The sequence below is a fragment of the Pleionea sp. CnH1-48 genome, from assembly GCF_024124665.1.
Lineage (GTDB): Bacteria > Pseudomonadota > Gammaproteobacteria > Enterobacterales > Kangiellaceae > JAMXSB01.
This window is the reverse complement of record NZ_JAMXSB010000016.1, coordinates 27,895-44,403: the sequence shown is the minus strand read 5'-3', so window position 1 is coordinate 44,403 and position 16,509 is coordinate 27,895. Positions and strand designations below refer to the sequence as shown.

Below are 16,509 nucleotides of genomic sequence, written 5' to 3'. Positions count from 1 at the left end.
ACCTTGAAATACTTTGGGTATAGGGTATGTTGCTCATCGTTTATTAGGTGTCACCAGACCAGTGCCACAATTAATGCCATTTTAGACACAACAGAGGCGGTCAACGAAAAATCAACAAACCCTAAGGTAAGTTGTCATCCTAACAAACCACCTACCTTAAACGAAAGACTCTAGAACACATTAACCTCTCATTGAGAAGTTAACAGACTCTAACTTAGAGGTTTCATCATAATATAATGAGGGCCAATACCTTCAATAGTAAATTCATCACCAAAGGTAGTAAAACCAAAACGTTTATAAAAATTAAATGCCGGTGTCCTTCCATTGCACCACAATAAATCACCATCTTGTTGACGGATATGTTCCAGGCAACGTTCTAATATAATACCGCCGATGCCCTGTCCTTGATAATTTTCATCACAAGCCATCCCTCTCAACCGCCAGGGATTATTTGCTGCGATATCGGTATGCCGCTCAGGAAAAATAGTCGCTATCGCAATGACTTTATTATGATCTAAAGCGCCCCAATGGCAGACTTGTTCAAAATGGTCACAATCATAACGACACTCCTCCACACTCTGGTGAGGCCGCAATATTTTTTGTCGTAATGGCAAAACTTGTTCAATGGTGATTTGTTGATAACTGATCAAAAATAATTTACTCCGCTTGTATACTCTAAGTACTTTATTAACAGGGTGGGCCACATCCTTACCACTTGAAAGCAGCAGGATTAACACGCATAAAAAAAGGCGAGTTATTTAACTCGCCTTTCAGGTCTTACTTTTCTTGCTCTGCCAGGAATAGCCAAGTTTCAATCACACTGTCCGGGTTGAGAGAGACACTGTCAATGCCCTGCTCCATCAACCACTTGGCCAGATCAGGATGATCCGAAGGCCCCTGTCCACAAATACCTACATATTTGCCTGCTTTATTACAAGCTTCGATAGCACGTGCCAACAATACTTTAACGGCTTCGTTACGCTCATCAAACAGATGAGAAATAATGCCTGAGTCTCGATCTAATCCTAAGGTTAACTGAGTTAAATCATTAGAACCGATAGAGAAACCATCAAAGTGTTGCAAGAATTCATCCGCTAACAATGCATTTGATGGTAGCTCACACATCATAATCACGCGCAATCCATCTTCGCCTCGCTTCAAGCCATTTTCTGCTAATAGCTCAATCACTCGCTCTGCTTCGCTGGTTGTACGCACAAAAGGAATCATAATCTCAACGTTCGTTAAGCCCATTTCGTTACGTACACGCTTGATTGCTTCACACTCAAGCTTAAAGCAATCACGGAATTCTTCAGAGATATAACGAGAAGCACCACGGAAGCCCAACATGGGGTTTTCTTCTTCTGGCTCATAAAGATAGCCGCCCACCAAGTTGGCATACTCATTCGACTTAAAGTCAGACATGCGCACAATGACTTTTTCTGGTGCAAATGCCGATGCCAAAGTCGCAATGCCTTCTACCAACTTGCTGATGTAGAACTCAACTGGCGAATCATAACCACCGATGTAGTCTTTGATTTGCTCTTTTAAGTCTTCATCTTCCAGTTGGTCAAACTCTAATAATGCGCGAGGATGAACACCAATCATACGATTAATAATGAATTCCAATCGTGCTAAGCCGATGCCAGCATGTGGCAAACGAGCAAAATCAAAAGCACGATCTGGGTTACCCACATTCATCATAATTTTGAAGGGCAGCTCAGGCATGTTATCAACAGCACTCTGACTGACTTCAAAGTCCAGTAAGCCATCGTAGATATTACCCGTATCACCTTCTGAACAAGAAACCGTGACTTCGCGTCCATTTTCGATGTGATCAGTCGCATCACCACAGCCAACGACAGCAGGAATGCCTAACTCACGGGCAATGATCGCTGCATGACAAGTACGTCCGCCACGGTTGGTAACAATCGCCGATGCGCGCTTCATGATAGGTTCCCAATCTGGGTCCGTCATATCAGTAACCAGAACATCACCAGGCTGGACTTTAGACATTTCGTTAATGTCACTGATAACACGAGCAGGTCCTTTACCAATACGCTGACCGATCGCACGACCATTCGCGATAACTTTGCCTGTCTCTTTGAGCTGGTAGCGCTCTAACACACGACCATCGTCACGACTTTTTACTGTCTCTGGACGCGCCTGAACAATATAAAGTTTGCCATCAGCACCATCTTTAGCCCACTCAATATCCATTGGACGCTGGTAGTGCTTCTCAATGATAAGTGCCTGACGTGCCAGCTCTTCAACTTCTTCGTTGTTGATACAGAATTGACGACGCTCGTCTAAAGAAACGTCTACGGTATCAACGGTTTTGTCATGCTCTTCGCTATCGGCATAAATCATTTTGATAGCCTTGCCGCCGATGGTACGACGAACAACCGCAGGCTTATTGGCTTTTAATGTGGGTTTATGGACATAAAACTCATCAGGATTAACAGCGCCCTGAACGACCGTCTCACCCAGTCCGTAAGCACCAGTAATAAAGACAACGTCTTCAAAACCTGACTCTGTGTCGATGGTGAACATTACTCCGCTGGACGCGATGTCACTGCGAATCATCTTTTGAACACCGCCAGATAAGGCGACTAATTTATGATCAAAGCCCTGGTGGACACGATAAGCAATGGCACGGTCATTAAACAGTGAAGCAAATACTTCTTTAAGCGCTAGTTTAACGTTGTCAAAACCACGAACATTCAGGAAAGTCTCTTGCTGGCCAGCAAAAGAAGCATCAGGAAGGTCTTCTGCGGTGGCAGAAGAACGGACGGCTACAGCAAATTCGTCGTTAGCATCGCCTTTTAGCGTGTCATAAGACTGACGCAGAGCCTCTTCGAACTCAGATTTAAAGGGGGTTTCGATGATCCACTGACGAATCTTTTTACCCGTCTGGGCCAGAGCTTCAACGTCTTCGACATCCAGTGTTTCTAGCTCCTGGTGGATACGCTCTTCCAGGCCACTCTGGCTAAGGAATTCACGATAAGCATCTGCAGTAGTAGCGAAGCCATTAGGAACACTCACGCCCATATTGGAAAGATTGCTGATCATTTCACCCAGCGATGCATTTTTACCGCCGACGATTTCGACATCGTCCATGCCTAAGCCATCATACCAGAGTACATACTTTTGCACTTTATTCTCTCCTGAGTTGTTACGCGCATTTGCCAGACTTTGAGGTTACATGCTTAAATCTGACTATCAAACATGTTTGCTATTTTACAAGATGGTTCAAAATTATGAAACGAAAGGTCTTTTTTATTTCCGATCGAACCGGAATAACGGCAGAAATGCTTGGTCAATCTTTGCTCAGTCAGTTCGATGAAGGCAAATTTGACCAAGAATCAGCGCCTTTTATCGATACGATCGACAAGGCCAACGCCATGCGCGAGAAAATAAACGAAGCCGCCGAGCGTGACGGCGTCAAACCCATTATCTTCGATACCATTGTACAACCTGACATTCGAGAGGTTATTTTAGACAGTCAGGGGTTGGTACTGGACTTTTTTCAGACCTTCATAGGCCCATTAGAAAAAGAGCTCAATCTGAAGTCTAACTTTAGCGTCGGTAAAACCCACGCTTATGATAAAAAAGGCCGCTATGACACCCGTATCGATGCCATCAATTTTGCGCTAAATAACGATGACGGCACGACTACCCGCTACTATGACGAAGCCGACATTATTCTGATCGGTGTTTCTCGTTGCGGAAAAACCCCCACCTCACTCTATATGGCCATGCAGTTCGGTATTTTTGCTGCCAACTATCCTTTTACCGAAGACGACATGGATAACCTGCGTTTGCCACCCGCGCTCAAAAAGCACAAGAAAAAACTCTTTGGGCTCACCATCAACCCCAATCGCCTGCATGAAATCAGAACTGAGCGCCGCGCCAACAGTACCTATGCCTCACTCAAGCAATGTCAGTACGAGCTGCGAGAAGTAGAAGCCCTGTTACGCCGAGAAAAAGTGCCAGTACTCAATACCACCAGCAAGTCTATTGAAGAAATAGCGACCAAGATCATGGTGCAAAGTGGACTCAAACGGACCAGTTTTTAAATCAGCCTTACTGGAGAGCGTTGTGACACTCAGCGCTCTCGCTTTGGATAATCATAATACTCAAGCTTGAGAGCCTGATGCGAAAAGGATGACCAGCTCTCAATATCTAACGAAAAGTTAACCACGCCACAGGTCGGTAAATTATCAATATCAACATCGGTCATCCAAAGCAGATCGTTTAAGGTAGGGTTATGGCCAACAATCATCAGGTGCTTAAGGTTATCATCTTGCTGACAAATAATACCGATCAATGTCTTAACGGATGCATGATACAAATCAGGATGTTCAATGATTCGTTTGCGCTCAAAGAGCAGGATATCCGCTATGATTTGAGCCGTTGACAGTGCTCTAACCGCAGGACTCGAGATAATACAGTCTGGTTTCAGGCCAACCTCATTCAAACGTTCTGCTATTTTGGGGGCATTACGGTGGCCCCGTTTATTAAGAGGGCGCTCAAAATCATCCAGTTCAGGGAATTTCCAGCTGGACTTTGCATGTCGCACCAGCGTCAAACTTTTATTGCTTGCCATCACCCATCCTCTTTCAGTGCAGGCTGCCGCTCTTTCATTGACAGCTACTGCCCTAATAATGCACGGCCAACCATAGAGTTTCGCAATCAGGATCTGTCCAGCTTACTCGATGTTTTTGGTGCGCAGGGATATTTAGGAAATCACCTCGACCGAGCTGAACTTGTCGACCATCTTCAAAAGTAAGCATAGCCGCTCCTTGCAACACCAGCACCCATTCATGGCGCTCTTGATCATACCAATCACCCTCTGGCGTTACATGTCCCCGTGACACAATACGCTCTATGGTTAACGATTCGGAGTGAACCAGATGCTCAAAATACTCTTCGGGTAAGGAGTCAGGAATATTCTCGAACAGATTGCCTGACAATGGCTCACTATTGTGACTTCCAACTTCATTTATTTTCTTATTCACCTTTAAAATCTCAAAAAGAAATCAAACATTAAAAAACGACATACTTGCATGTCATCCCAACCAACGTGCTTATCTTGCAAGAACATTTTCCATAGTCTATACACAGTTATAGAAAATAGCGTTGAAATTAATAAGTTAATAACTTAAACCACAGCGCTATTCAAAATAAAAATAACTCAGCAGTACTTTCGTTCCCCCTATTCAACAACGGAAGTTGAGTTAGTTCATTGGCAAGCTCGTGTTTGCTTTTTATTCGTGATAACAAGACAAAATGGTACCCCTATGATTCAACTAAAACGCACGACTTCTTGTGTTCTGTTGGCATTATCATTGTCGCCACTGATGCTTCAAGCAGAAGACGAAGAGGAGTTTTCTGGAGATATTTCACTGGAAGATTTACTCAACCTTAAAGTAACTTCCGCTTCCAAAATAGCCACTAAAATTTCTGAAGCTCCAGCAGTTATCACTGCCTACACGCAAGAACAACTCGACGAGTACGGGTTTGATGTCATCAATGACCTACTCTACTCCTTGCCCGGTTTTGGCCCCAGTCAGGATTATGACCGTCCAACAGTCGCCACCCGTGGTAACTTTGACAGCTGGAGTAACAACCATATTTTGCACCTTGTCGACGGGGTTCCTCTTAACGATAACCTGTACGGAACTGCTTACACTTGGCTAATGCCCACCTTTACCACAAAGGTGATGGAGGTTATACGGGGCCCTGGTTCTGCACTCTACGGCTCTAACGCCACTAACGGCGTTGTGCAGATGAATACTTTTAAAGCCGCCGATTTAGAGGATAAAATTTATTCCAAGGTAACACTCTTTGGCACCGAGCAAACTCGTCGTCATGAATTTATGACAGGCGCAGTATCTGATGATATTGATTTTATTATGGCTTACTCCTTCCATATTACCGAAGGCAACGAGTATTTGACCTATGATGGTTCAAACCGTATGGCCACACTCAATGATCCGCAAACTGGACGTCCTCGTTCTCAATTATTTATGAATCGAGATCGCAAAGACGATTCTTATTTTTGGGCCAAGTTAAGTGTCGGCGATGAATGGCAATTCCAATACCATCGTCAAACCTGGGATTTTGATACAGGCCACGGCTGGGTATTCTGGGTGCCAGACTTTGACGAAGAAATGAATGAATATCGCGATATTTTCTCTATCAAATATAACAACAATATCAGTGAAAATTTGTCTCAAGAATACGTATTGCGTTATCAAAAGCATCACATCACCTGGAATCAACGCTACTATCCCGATGATGCGTTTGCTGGCTTCTACCCATCAGGTATGTGGGAGTATTTAGATACAGAAGCAGCCGATATTTTTGTTCGGGCTCAGTTTACTTACCTCTTCGGTGACGACTCGAATGCCACATTACTAGGTGGCTTTGAAGGTGATCGCTTCCTCTACAAAGATGACCATGAGCATTACAGTAATATCGATGTTGATGTAACTTTTGCCCCGTTCCCCGGCGATATTAATCAACCTCTCGGCCCCTGGTTAGACTACATTGCGCAAGAACCTGTAATTAACACCGCTTTGTACGGACAGCTAACAACAGGTAACTGGATCAGCGAAGATTTTGAAATGACCTTTGGTATTCGTTGGGATAAATTGTCTGTGGATTACAAAGAAGTTTACACAGCAGGTCAACCTCAACGCAGTAAAGACTACTCTCGGGTTAGCCCCAGGGTTGCCGGTGTTTGGTCTATCTCTGAAGATCTGGTATTTAAAGGTTTATGGGGTAAAGCCTTCCGTGCACCAACACCTACCGAAATGGGTGGAGCTCATACTTTCTCGTTAGCCTCAAACATTGAAGGGCTGGAGCCAGAACTTATCACGACACTGGAGTTTGTATTAGACTGGACGATCGATCCTAACCACGTTTTTCGCGCTAACTATTTTCAGACGGAATTTGAAAACCAAATTGCCTATTCAACCGTTAACTTGAACTTAAGTACCAATATTTATTCAACGGAAAATTCAGGTTTTGAATTTGAATTATTGGGTAACTACGGTGACTGGAACTGGTTCAGTAACTTGTCTTTTGTTCAGCGTGATGACGAGCGTATTCTTGCTTTCGATGCGAATAATAACCCAGAATTCACTTCTCACCCAGACGATCTTAAATGGGAACCTGGTGTAAAAATCAATGCAGGAATCTCCTATAAACACGACAAATTTGATATCTCTACTTACTTCCACTATCACGGTGAAGTAGAACGTCGAGCAAATGAGTTGGGCAACCCTAACGGCTTTTTGCCATTAGGTGTTGATGTTCCTGCCAACTACAACCTGGATGATCATCGTCCAACCACTATTGATGCCTGGATTACCTTTAATGCCAAGGCTGTTTATAAAGTCAATGATATGGTGGATATCAATCTGGATGTGCGCAACCTGTTTGAAGAAGAAGCCCGTTTATTAAAAACTGGCCCGTTCCCATTTGATTATCAAATTCAGGGACGACAAATCTTCTTAAGCGTAGTCGCCAATATGTAATCCACTTTTTAAAAACCGAAAAAAAAGCCAATCATAAAGATTGGCTTTTTTATTGGAGAACATTGTATACCCAAAGCATTTCGAGGTGCGGCCAACATCGCTACACCTTGGAAGGCGACGGGTATATTTAGCGCTTCGCAGGCTTTACAAACTTTAGCGTCATACGATCACTTTCGCCAATCGCTTCATACTTAGCTCTGTCTTTATCACCCAAACGTAAACGTGGTGGTAAAGTCCAGACACCTTTTGGATGATTAGCAGAATCTTTTGGATTAGCATTGACTTCTGATTTATCAACCAGTTTAAAACCAGCGTCCTCGGCCCATTTAATAACCAGGCTTTGCTTCATATAACCAGAGTTTTTATCTTTTTTCTGGTCACGGCTTTCTGGCAAACGGTGATCAACAACACCAAGAATACCGCCAGGCTTCAACGCTTTAAACATACTGCCAAATGATGCTTTGATGCCTTCTTCGTCACCACGCATATACCAGTTATGAACATTACGGAATGTCAAAACCATATCTGCGCTGCCCGCAGGTGCAATCTCTAATTTTGAAGGAGGATTAAAAGTGGTCACATGAATGTCACCGTACGTCTTTTTATCAGCAACAAACTTTTCTTGAAAACGATTAAGAGACTTGGTAAAAAAATCAACGCCCGCATCCGCATCAAAATGAGCAGCGTAAAACTTACCTTTACCTTTAACAACTGGCGCGATAACTTCGGTATACCAACCGCCGCCAGGCCAAATCTCTACGACAGTCATACCTGGTTTAAGACCCAAGAACTTTAACGTTTGCTCAGGGTGACGAGCACCATCACGAGCTTTGTTCTTAGCACTACGATGTTCGCCTGCAACCGCTTTTTTAATTGGGTCTTTTACACCCGCAGTTGCACTGGCACTCATTGATAAGCCAACCGCAACAGCGGTTGCCCAAGCGAGTTTTTTCATGTTCATTGTTATCTCCCAAAGTAGCTTTTTACTTTTTTTATACAATTTGGGTGAGCGGATAAATGCCTTTAACGACTGGTAAACTCCACCATTTTTGTCAAAGGTTTAAGCGCCGCCTGCGCCAAATCTGCATCAACGAATATTTCATTATCATTGCGATCAAATACCGTCGATACATTTTCCAAAACATTCATTTTCATCCACGGACAATGCGCACAACTGCGACATGTCGCCCCTTCTCCCGCCGTGGGTGCAATGATCAACTCTTTATCTGGCGCTGCCTGCTGCATCTTATAAAAGATGCCTTTATCCGTCGCCACAATCACCTTCTTTTGAGGTAAAGTTTGAGTCGCCTTAATCAATTGCGACGTTGAACCAACCACATCCGCTAAGTTAATAACGCTTTCTGGTGACTCGGGATGTACCAACACAGCCGCATCAGGATGCAAAGCTTTTGTTTGCTCTAACGCTTTAAACTTAAATTCATCATGAACAATACAGTGACCTTGCCATAAAATCATATCGGCGCCCGTTTTGTTCTGAATATAGCGACCTAAGTGGCGATCAGGTCCCCAGATTAGCTTCTCGCCTTTTTTATCTAAGTACTCAACCACATCGACAGCAATACTGCTGGTAATGACCCAATCGGCTTTTGCTTTTACAGCAGCAGAAGTGTTGGCGTATACAACCACAGTACGATCGGGGTGTTGGTTACAAAAAGCTTCGAATTGGTCCGCAGGACAACCAAGATCAAGAGAACAAGTTGCTTCTAAAGTAGGCATTAACACACGCTTTTCTGGGCTCAGGATTTTGGCTGTTTCTCCCATAAAACGTACGCCAGCAATAATCAGGGTGTCTGCTGGGTGACGAGCACCAAATTTAGCCATTTCCAATGAATCACCGACAAAGCCGCCCGTTTCTTCTGCCAGAGCCTGAATTTCGGGGTCTGTGTAATAGTGGGCAATGAGTACGGCATTGTGTTTTGTTAGCAGAGCCGAGATTTGCTCAAAGTAGGCATCTTTCTCTGCTTTGGACAATGTTTTGGGTGGTAAAGGTAATGGGACATCTACGTCAATCAGTGGTGCTGCTTGCGTCATTAAGGACTACCGGTAAAGCTGATAATCCGGGCATTATATAAAATTATTGGGGTCATTGGCGAGTTATCGGTGATTAGTTTGTGGTCGGTAGGTCGTTGTTTGGGGTCAACTTGTCGTTTTTTGTGGGTATCTTTTTGATTTTTCTTGTTTTTTGGATACTGGTTAGTCTTTCTCGCTTTTACATCTACAAATGAGTTTTATGCGTTTTTCTTCAGCTCATCAGCCCCTTTGAGAGGATAAGTTTCGCCTTATGGCGAGCATACTTTACCAAGAGCGGTAAAGTAGCCAAAGCGCCCTTAATCGCTGCGCTGGCATTCGTTCAGCAGGAATTTTACGATTCTAGTATATCTGTTAGTTCCGAAGGGATTTTTTGCTCTTGTCCGTGCCAAGGAAGATTTATTTTGGTCATGTTTTTTCGTTTCGTTCTCTTTCTTAGCTCCAGGCTTTCAGACGACGCCTTTTTGTGACTGGATGAGAACGGAGTAAAGGCTTAGACCGCACTGGCTTGCTGCATGGACGCAGCAAGAGTCTTATCCGCACAAGGAAGTGCGTATAAGACGCTCAGTCGAAGGGCTAAGACTTTACGGAGTGGTGCCGATAGGCCTCATCTTTGGAGCATTGCCCTTTTTCGCCTCTTTTGCGGGCTTACAAAAGGGACTCGCCTGGCATGGCGAAACCTGCAGGTGGAATAAAGTTAGAATTTTTTCGTTTAGAGTGAGGGGTCATTCAAAAGACTGCCTTTTACTCTTTTACTCTTCTACTCTTTTGAAAAGACAAGTTTCGCCTTGTGGCGAGCATACTTTACCAAGAGCGGCAAAGTAGCCAAAGCGCTCTTAGTCGCTGCGCTGGCATTCGCTCAGCAGGAATTTTACGGTTCTAGTATATCTGTTAGTTCCGAAGGGATTTGTTGATCTTGTCTGTGCCAAGGAAGATTCGGTTTTGCTTTGTGTTTTTGTTTCGTTCTTTTCTCTGAACGCTGAACTAACAAACAACTCATCTGTAGCTAAGGCTTTCAATAAAAGTCCTGAAATCAAAACTCAAAAGCCAAATACCGTTCGCTAACCTCGACGAGATTCATTACTATAAATCAATAACATCAGTTTCTATATAAAGGATAAGAAACCTCATGCAGTTCTGTTCAAGTTGCGGACATAACGTCGAGCTTAAAAAAATGGATAGTGATATCCACCTCCGTTATGTGTGCATTCGATGTGAAACCGTTCACTATCAGAATCCAAAGTTGGTCTGTGGCTGCCTGGTGTATCAAGAGGATAAAATCTTGTTATGCCGTCGCGCCATTGAACCTCGTCATGGTTTATGGACATTGCCAGCTGGCTTTATGGAAAACGGAGAATCAACACGTCAGGGAGCTGAACGAGAAACCTTTGAAGAGGCTTGTGCCACGATAACGACAAAAGAACTCTTTGTGATCGCTAACCTTACGCATATCAGTCAGGTTTATATGCTTTATCTTGCGGAATTAGGGGATGCGACCTTCAGCCCAGGGGTAGAGAGTTTAGAGGTTCAATTATTTGCGGAAGATGAAATTCCGTGGGAACAATTGGCTTTCCATACAGTGGACTTTGCTATCAAGCGATTTTATGAAGATCGTAAGAAGGGCTACTTCTCACAACACGAAATTGATTTTCCTCAGCCGGGCTAACATTTGCAGAACTTTTTTTGAGACATAAAAAAACCCCGCATCTAGCGCGGGGTTTTAACGGCTTTTGTGGGCCGTTACTGATGTGCTACAGCACAATTCTTTTATTCTATATTTGTCAGGTAAATAATCCGCTGCCTATTTCAGACCTAGCTTCACGCCAACCGCCGAGCCACTGTTCTTTTATATCGAGTGTTGAATACGGACAAGACTCTCTGGACTTGCCTCCCAATCCAGCTTGGTAACCACGAGAATGAGCTCTTTCCATGCGATCGCGTTTTTGTCTTTTCATAGACTTACCTCTTCTAGTTGTTGATGGGCAGTGATTGGCGCGGATGTAAGGAGCGCCAAAACTTTAATATCCGGAAGGTTCAGCTCGTTCATTCTGAACTGGCGGAAGTTTCAGCTAAGCCACCTCACATCCACATCTATATTGAACTTAGAATTATTTGACCATGATCTCCAATAAAAATTCGCTATTAAAAAGCACAATTTTATTGCACTTTGTTTACAATAACTTCATCTTCTCACTTTTTAATGGGGCGGAAAACAATAATTTTCAAGCGGTTATCAAAAAAAATTAACAAATAAACTCAATTTAATATCTCAAAAAAGAATCCACATTTCATAACTTCAAACTTTCTCTTTAAAAATCAATCAACTAAAGCATTTTATGCACGTTAAGAATGACCTCTAAAATCCAGTAATAAGCCAAGCTAAAATCTCCCACTTATGCATTTTTTGTTGGTCGAAAATAGAAAAAACGCCAATTTTCGAGCAAATTTTCACCAGGTTTGCTATGAATCATCTGACCATGAGCCTTAAAACTCGCGACTTACTTTACGTTTACGTAAAGGTTATGTAAGCTTACCCAATGAAAGATAATCAACATTCCTACAGCATCAGCGATTTGGCGCAAGAGTTTGACGTCACCACCCGCTCCATTCGTCATTACGAAGATTACGGGCTGATTTGCCCTGAGCGCAGTGGCACACGTCGAATATACCGCCCTAAAGATCGTGTTCGTCTGCAACTTATACTACGCGGTAAACGTGTTGGCTTTTCGTTAGCAGAAATAAAAGAAATCATCGATTTGTACGATATCCCTCACGGTGAAGAAAAGCAGCGCGAGCTGTTACTTACCAAAATTTTTGAGCGTCGAGAACAACTCAACCAGCAATTAAAAGATATTAATTCAATGCTGGGTGAACTCGATGCACTTGAGCGACGTATAAATCCTCAGTAAGCAGATACTCCAATCTGCCATAACGCCGAATTTAACGAGTTAAAGAGAAAGGAAAGAACTATGTTTACCAGCCTGAATTTTAATCTGGGTGAAACAGCCGACATGATCCGCGATACCGTTCGCGGTTTTGCAGAAAAAGAAATTGCTCCTATCGCGGCAGAAGTCGATGAGAAGAACGAATTTCCTAATGAGTTATGGCCCAAGTTAGGCGAGCTGGGTTTACTGGGCATGACCGTAGAAGAAGAATACGGCGGTTCTGGACTGGGCTATCTCGAGCATGTGATTGCGATGGAAGAAATTTCTCGTGCTTCGGCTTCTATCGGCCTGTCTTACGGTGCTCACTCTAACCTTTGCTTGAACCAGTTACGCAAGAATGGTTCTCACGAACAAAAAATGAAGTATTTGCCAAAGCTTTGTAGTGGCGAACACATTGGCGCTTTGGCAATGAGCGAGCCAGGCGCAGGATCCGATGTTGTAAGTATGCGCTTACGTGCTGAAGACAAAGGCGATCACTATGTCCTGAACGGCAACAAAATGTGGATCACCAATGGCCCTGATGCCGACGTCTTAATTGTTTATGCCAAAACAGATTTAGAAGCAGGCTCAAAAGGCATTACCGCCTTTATCATCGAGAAAGGTTTCGAAGGTTTCTCTACTGCACAAAAACTCGACAAGCTGGGCATGCGCGGCTCAAACACTTGTGAGCTGGTTTTCGAAAACTGCATCGTTCCTGCCGAAAATGTATTAGGCGAAGTGAACAAAGGTGTTCGCGTTTTAATGAGTGGTCTTGATTACGAGCGCTTAGTTTTATCAGGTGGCCCAACGGGCATCATGCAGGCTTGCATGGATGTTGTGGTTCCTTACATTCACGAACGTAAGCAATTTGGCCAGGCCATCGGCGAGTTCCAGTTGATTCAAGGCAAAATTGCCGATATGTACACCAATATGAATGCCTGTAAGTCTTACGTGTATGCAGTAGCACAAGCTTGTGATCGTGGTGAAACCACCCGTAAAGATGCTGCTGGTGTTATTCTTTACAGTGCCGAAAAAGCCACTCAAATGGCTCTAGACGCTATTCAGCTTCTTGGCGGCAATGGCTACATTAATGAGTACTCGACAGGCCGTTTATTACGTGATGCAAAACTTTACGAAATCGGTGCCGGTACATCAGAAATTCGCCGTATGTTGATTGGCCGCGAATTGTTTAAAGAAACCGAATAATCGCAGTGAATCATTGGCAAAGTGTTCAAGCAAGTTAATGAAATGATTGAGCACTTTGCACTGATTTCTTAATAGCATAAAAAGCCTGTTTATTATCGCATCAGACAATAAATAAAAACGGTTTTTAACGAATTTTTTTGATAATGTTAGAGTCATATCTTTTACCCGGGATAGCCTCATTATCAAAACAAAGAGACAAAGCAAACCAGACTATCCAGACAGCCCACAAAACGGCTGTGTGAAACTGAAAGGACAATACCATGAGTAATAATGATCCCATCGTCATCGTTGGCCAGGCACGAACTCCTATGGGTGGATTTATGGGCGCCCTGTCTAGCGTCAAAACACCAGAACTCGGTGCCAGCGCAATTAAAGCTGCAGTAGAACGCGCCGGTTTAAAAGGCGAAGATGTGCAAGAAGTGATTATGGGGTGTGTATTACCCGCAGCACTTGGTCAAGCACCAGCGCGACAGGCATCTATTGGTGCAGGCATTCCAAAATCAGCAGGCTGTACCACTATCAATAAAGTGTGTGGCTCAGGCATGAAAACCATTATGTTAGCCCACGACCTACTAATGGCTGGCACTAACGAAGTGATGGTTGCAGGCGGCATGGAAAGCATGAGTAACGCACCGCACATGTTAGACAATGCACGCAGCGGATATCGTTTCGGTCACGGTAAATTAATTGATCACATGGCTTTTGACGGCTTAGAAGATGCCTACGAAGGTCAGGCCATGGGTGTCTATGCAGAAGACTGCGTATCTAAATACGATTTCACTCGCGAAGAGCAAGACGAATTTGCTATTACTTCACTTAAGCGTGCACAAAAAGCCATTGAAGAAGGCGCGTTTAAAGATGAAATTACACCTTTCACTATCGCTTCTCGTAAAGGCGAGACGGTTGTTGATACTGACGAGCAGCCATTAAAAGCACGCCTGGATAAAATTCCTCAGCTACGCCCTGCTTTCAAAAAAGACGGTAGCGTAACAGCAGCCAACGCCAGCTCAATTTCTGACGGTGCAGCAGCGGTTGTTTTAATGCGTCAATCAGAAGCAGAAAAACGTGGTCTTAAGCCTCTGGCAAAAATTGTTGGTCACGCGACTCACGCACAAGAGCCAGCAGAATTCACAACAGCGCCTGTTGGTGCAATGAAAAGCCTGTTCGAAAAAACTGGCTGGACGCAAAACGATGTTGACTTGTTCGAAATCAACGAAGCTTTTGCCGTTGTAACCATGGCAGCGATGAAAGAGTTAGAACTGGATCACGACAAAGTCAACGTACACGGTGGTGCTTGTGCACTAGGACACCCAATCGGTTGTTCCGGCACACGTATTGTTGTCACTTTGATTGAAGCATTGCGCCGCTACGAGAAAAAACGTGGTGTTGCTTCTTTATGTATTGGTGGCGGCGAAGCAACAGCTTTAGCTATCGAACTTGTATAAGACACTTAACGTCTAGCGCCCCGGGGCAGTAAACCTTAATTAGCGCAGCGTTATTTTGCAATAGCCAGAATAAGGTGTGATGATTGTTTAACACTTTACTCTGGCCTTTTTGCATCAAAGTTAAGACATAAAAGAGCGAGCTTTAAGCATTTTATTTTTGCTCGTTGAAAGATGGGAAGCATTTCCCATAGAGGTAGATATTCGATGATATTAACAGAAGAACAACAAATGATTCGCGAAGCCGCGCGTCAGTATGTTCAAGAGCGTATCACTCCTTTTGCTCAGCAATGGGATGAAGAAAAAACGTTTCCAGCAGATGCCTTAAAAGGACTCGCCGAACTGGGTTTTTATGGCATGTTAATCCCAGAGCAATGGGGCGGTTGTGACATTGGTTACACTTCGGCTGCATTAGTACTAGAAGAAATTGCCGCCGGTGATGCTGCTTGTTCAACGGTGGTGAGTGTCACCAACTCTGTTGGTAGCATGCCTATCTATCAATTCGGTAATGACGAGCAAAAAGAAACCTTTTTGCGCCCTCTTGCAAGTGGCGAACAGCTAGCCGCTTTCTGTCTAACAGAGCCTCATGCAGGCAGCGATGCATCGGATCTAAAAACCAAAGCCGTACGTGACGGTGATGATTATGTTTTGAATGGCGTGAAGCAATTTATTACTTCCGGAAAAACTGCCGATGTAGCCATTGTGTTTGCTATTACCGATCCTGCAGCGGGTAAAAAAGGCATCAGTGCGTTTATCGTTCCCACTAAGACAGAAGGCTACATAGTGGCTAACGTCGAAAAGAAAATGGGACAACACGCATCTGACACTTGCCAAATCATTCTGGAAGATTGTCGTATTCCGGCAAGCTACCGTTTAGGCGAAGAAGGCGAAGGTTATAAGATTGCTTTAGCTAATCTAGAAGGTGGACGTATTGGTATTGCCGCTCAATGTCTGGGTATTGCGCGAGCAGCACTTGAAGCCGCCAAAGCTTATGCCGCTGAACGAACCGCTTTCGGAAAGCCCTTAACTCGCCATCAAGCACTCGCTTTTAAAATGGCCGATATGGCCACACAAATTGAAGCAGCTCGCCAGTTAGTGCTGCACGCAGCGCAACTTAAAGATGATGGTCAGCCCTGCTTAAAAGAAGCGTCTATGGCAAAACTGTTTGCCTCAGAGATGGCCGAGAAAGTCTGTTCCGAAGCCATTCAAATTCATGGTGGTTACGGTTACCTAAGTGACTTCCCGGTAGAAAAATACTACCGCGATGTGCGCATCTGCCAAATCTACGAAGGCACCAGCGAAGTTCAGAAAATCGTTATCAGTCGTGCTATCGAAAACGAATAA

14 protein-coding genes are annotated in these 16,509 nt (G+C 43.9%); 7 read left to right on the top strand and 7 right to left on the bottom strand.

What is annotated here, in order from left to right:
- Window positions 1-209 precede the first annotated feature (209 nt).
- Together NH399_RS21465 and ppsA are read right to left on the bottom strand one after the other, a co-directional pair.
- Window positions 210-650 carry a GNAT family N-acetyltransferase gene (locus tag NH399_RS21465; protein ID WP_253043258.1) on the bottom strand — a complete coding sequence of 147 codons (441 nt, stop codon included), beginning with the start codon at window positions 648-650 and terminating at the stop codon, window positions 210-212.
- A gap of 127 nt (window positions 651-777) precedes the next feature.
- Complete coding sequence (gene ppsA / locus NH399_RS21460; protein WP_253043257.1) at window positions 778-3,153, bottom strand: phosphoenolpyruvate synthase; 2,376 nt, start codon at window positions 3,151-3,153, stop codon at window positions 778-780.
- A 104-nt stretch (window positions 3,154-3,257) separates the two neighbouring features.
- On the opposite strand from ppsA, the gene NH399_RS21455 reads away from it, so the two are divergent.
- On the top strand, window positions 3,258-4,076 hold the full coding sequence (locus NH399_RS21455) for a pyruvate, water dikinase regulatory protein (RefSeq protein ID WP_253043256.1): 819 nt from the start codon (window positions 3,258-3,260) through the stop codon (window positions 4,074-4,076).
- Window positions 4,077-4,105: 29 nt separating this feature from the next.
- On the opposite strand, the gene NH399_RS21450 is transcribed toward NH399_RS21455, so the two are convergent.
- On the bottom strand, window positions 4,106-4,606 hold the full coding sequence (locus tag NH399_RS21450) for a histidine phosphatase family protein (protein ID WP_253043255.1): 501 nt from the start codon (window positions 4,604-4,606) through the stop codon (window positions 4,106-4,108).
- 52 nt (window positions 4,607-4,658) lie between these two features.
- The gene (locus tag NH399_RS21445; protein WP_253043254.1) at window positions 4,659-5,018 is read right to left on the bottom strand and encodes a cupin domain-containing protein; all 360 of its coding nucleotides are present in this window, start codon (window positions 5,016-5,018) and stop codon (window positions 4,659-4,661) included.
- Between the two features lie 282 nt (window positions 5,019-5,300).
- On the opposite strand from NH399_RS21445, the gene NH399_RS21440 reads away from it, so the two are divergent.
- Window positions 5,301-7,544 (top strand): TonB-dependent receptor, encoded by a 2,244-nt coding sequence (locus NH399_RS21440; protein WP_253043253.1) that lies wholly within the window; start codon window positions 5,301-5,303, stop codon window positions 7,542-7,544.
- A gap of 127 nt (window positions 7,545-7,671) precedes the next feature.
- Here NH399_RS21440 and NH399_RS21435 read toward each other — a convergent pair whose 3' ends face one another.
- Both NH399_RS21435 and nadA read right to left on the bottom strand, forming a co-directional pair.
- Window positions 7,672-8,505, bottom strand: a complete 834-nt coding sequence (locus NH399_RS21435) for a class I SAM-dependent methyltransferase (RefSeq protein WP_253043252.1) — start codon at window positions 8,503-8,505, stop codon at window positions 7,672-7,674.
- A gap of 62 nt (window positions 8,506-8,567) precedes the next feature.
- Window positions 8,568-9,596 carry a quinolinate synthase NadA gene (gene nadA, locus NH399_RS21430; protein ID WP_253043251.1) on the bottom strand — a complete coding sequence of 343 codons (1,029 nt, stop codon included), beginning with the start codon at window positions 9,594-9,596 and terminating at the stop codon, window positions 8,568-8,570.
- Window positions 9,597-10,722: 1,126 nt separating this feature from the next.
- On the opposite strand from nadA, the gene NH399_RS21425 reads away from it, so the two are divergent.
- Window positions 10,723-11,259, top strand: a complete 537-nt coding sequence (locus tag NH399_RS21425; RefSeq protein WP_253043250.1) for an NUDIX hydrolase — start codon at window positions 10,723-10,725, stop codon at window positions 11,257-11,259.
- Between the two features lie 115 nt (window positions 11,260-11,374).
- Here the strand turns inward: NH399_RS21425 and rmf are convergent, their stop codons facing one another.
- Window positions 11,375-11,548: a ribosome modulation factor gene (rmf, locus tag NH399_RS21420; protein ID WP_253043249.1), complete on the bottom strand. Its 174-nt coding sequence runs from the start codon at window positions 11,546-11,548 to the stop codon at window positions 11,375-11,377.
- 582 nt (window positions 11,549-12,130) lie between these two features.
- On the opposite strand from rmf, the gene NH399_RS21415 reads away from it, so the two are divergent.
- The 4 genes from NH399_RS21415 to NH399_RS21400 all read left to right on the top strand — a co-directional run bounded on the left by NH399_RS21415 (window position 12,131) and on the right by NH399_RS21400 (window position 16,509).
- The gene (locus NH399_RS21415; RefSeq protein ID WP_253043248.1) at window positions 12,131-12,502 is read left to right on the top strand and encodes a MerR family DNA-binding transcriptional regulator; all 372 of its coding nucleotides are present in this window, start codon (window positions 12,131-12,133) and stop codon (window positions 12,500-12,502) included.
- Window positions 12,503-12,562: 60 nt separating this feature from the next.
- Complete coding sequence (locus NH399_RS21410; protein ID WP_253043247.1) at window positions 12,563-13,723, top strand: isovaleryl-CoA dehydrogenase; 1,161 nt, start codon at window positions 12,563-12,565, stop codon at window positions 13,721-13,723.
- 260 nt (window positions 13,724-13,983) lie between these two features.
- Window positions 13,984-15,168: an acetyl-CoA C-acyltransferase gene (locus NH399_RS21405; protein ID WP_253043246.1), complete on the top strand. Its 1,185-nt coding sequence runs from the start codon at window positions 13,984-13,986 to the stop codon at window positions 15,166-15,168.
- Window positions 15,169-15,372: 204 nt separating this feature from the next.
- Window positions 15,373-16,509 (top strand): acyl-CoA dehydrogenase family protein, encoded by a 1,137-nt coding sequence (locus NH399_RS21400; protein WP_253043245.1) that lies wholly within the window; start codon window positions 15,373-15,375, stop codon window positions 16,507-16,509.

Coding starts and splice junctions, on each gene's coding strand:
- NH399_RS21455 (WP_253043256.1), top strand. CDS start 3,258: ATGAAACGAAAGGTCTTTTTTATTTCCGATCGAACCGGAATAACGGCA.
- NH399_RS21450 (WP_253043255.1), bottom strand. CDS start 4,606: ATGGCAAGCAATAAAAGTTTGACGCTGGTGCGACATGCAAAGTCCAGC.
- NH399_RS21440 (WP_253043253.1), top strand. CDS start 5,301: ATGATTCAACTAAAACGCACGACTTCTTGTGTTCTGTTGGCATTATCA.
- NH399_RS21435 (WP_253043252.1), bottom strand. CDS start 8,505: ATGAACATGAAAAAACTCGCTTGGGCAACCGCTGTTGCGGTTGGCTTA.
- nadA (WP_253043251.1), bottom strand. CDS start 9,596: ATGACGCAAGCAGCACCACTGATTGACGTAGATGTCCCATTACCTTTA.
- NH399_RS21425 (WP_253043250.1), top strand. CDS start 10,723: ATGCAGTTCTGTTCAAGTTGCGGACATAACGTCGAGCTTAAAAAAATG.
- rmf (WP_253043249.1), bottom strand. CDS start 11,548: ATGAAAAGACAAAAACGCGATCGCATGGAAAGAGCTCATTCTCGTGGT.
- NH399_RS21415 (WP_253043248.1), top strand. CDS start 12,131: ATGAAAGATAATCAACATTCCTACAGCATCAGCGATTTGGCGCAAGAG.
- NH399_RS21410 (WP_253043247.1), top strand. CDS start 12,563: ATGTTTACCAGCCTGAATTTTAATCTGGGTGAAACAGCCGACATGATC.
- NH399_RS21405 (WP_253043246.1), top strand. CDS start 13,984: ATGAGTAATAATGATCCCATCGTCATCGTTGGCCAGGCACGAACTCCT.
- NH399_RS21400 (WP_253043245.1), top strand. CDS start 15,373: ATGATATTAACAGAAGAACAACAAATGATTCGCGAAGCCGCGCGTCAG.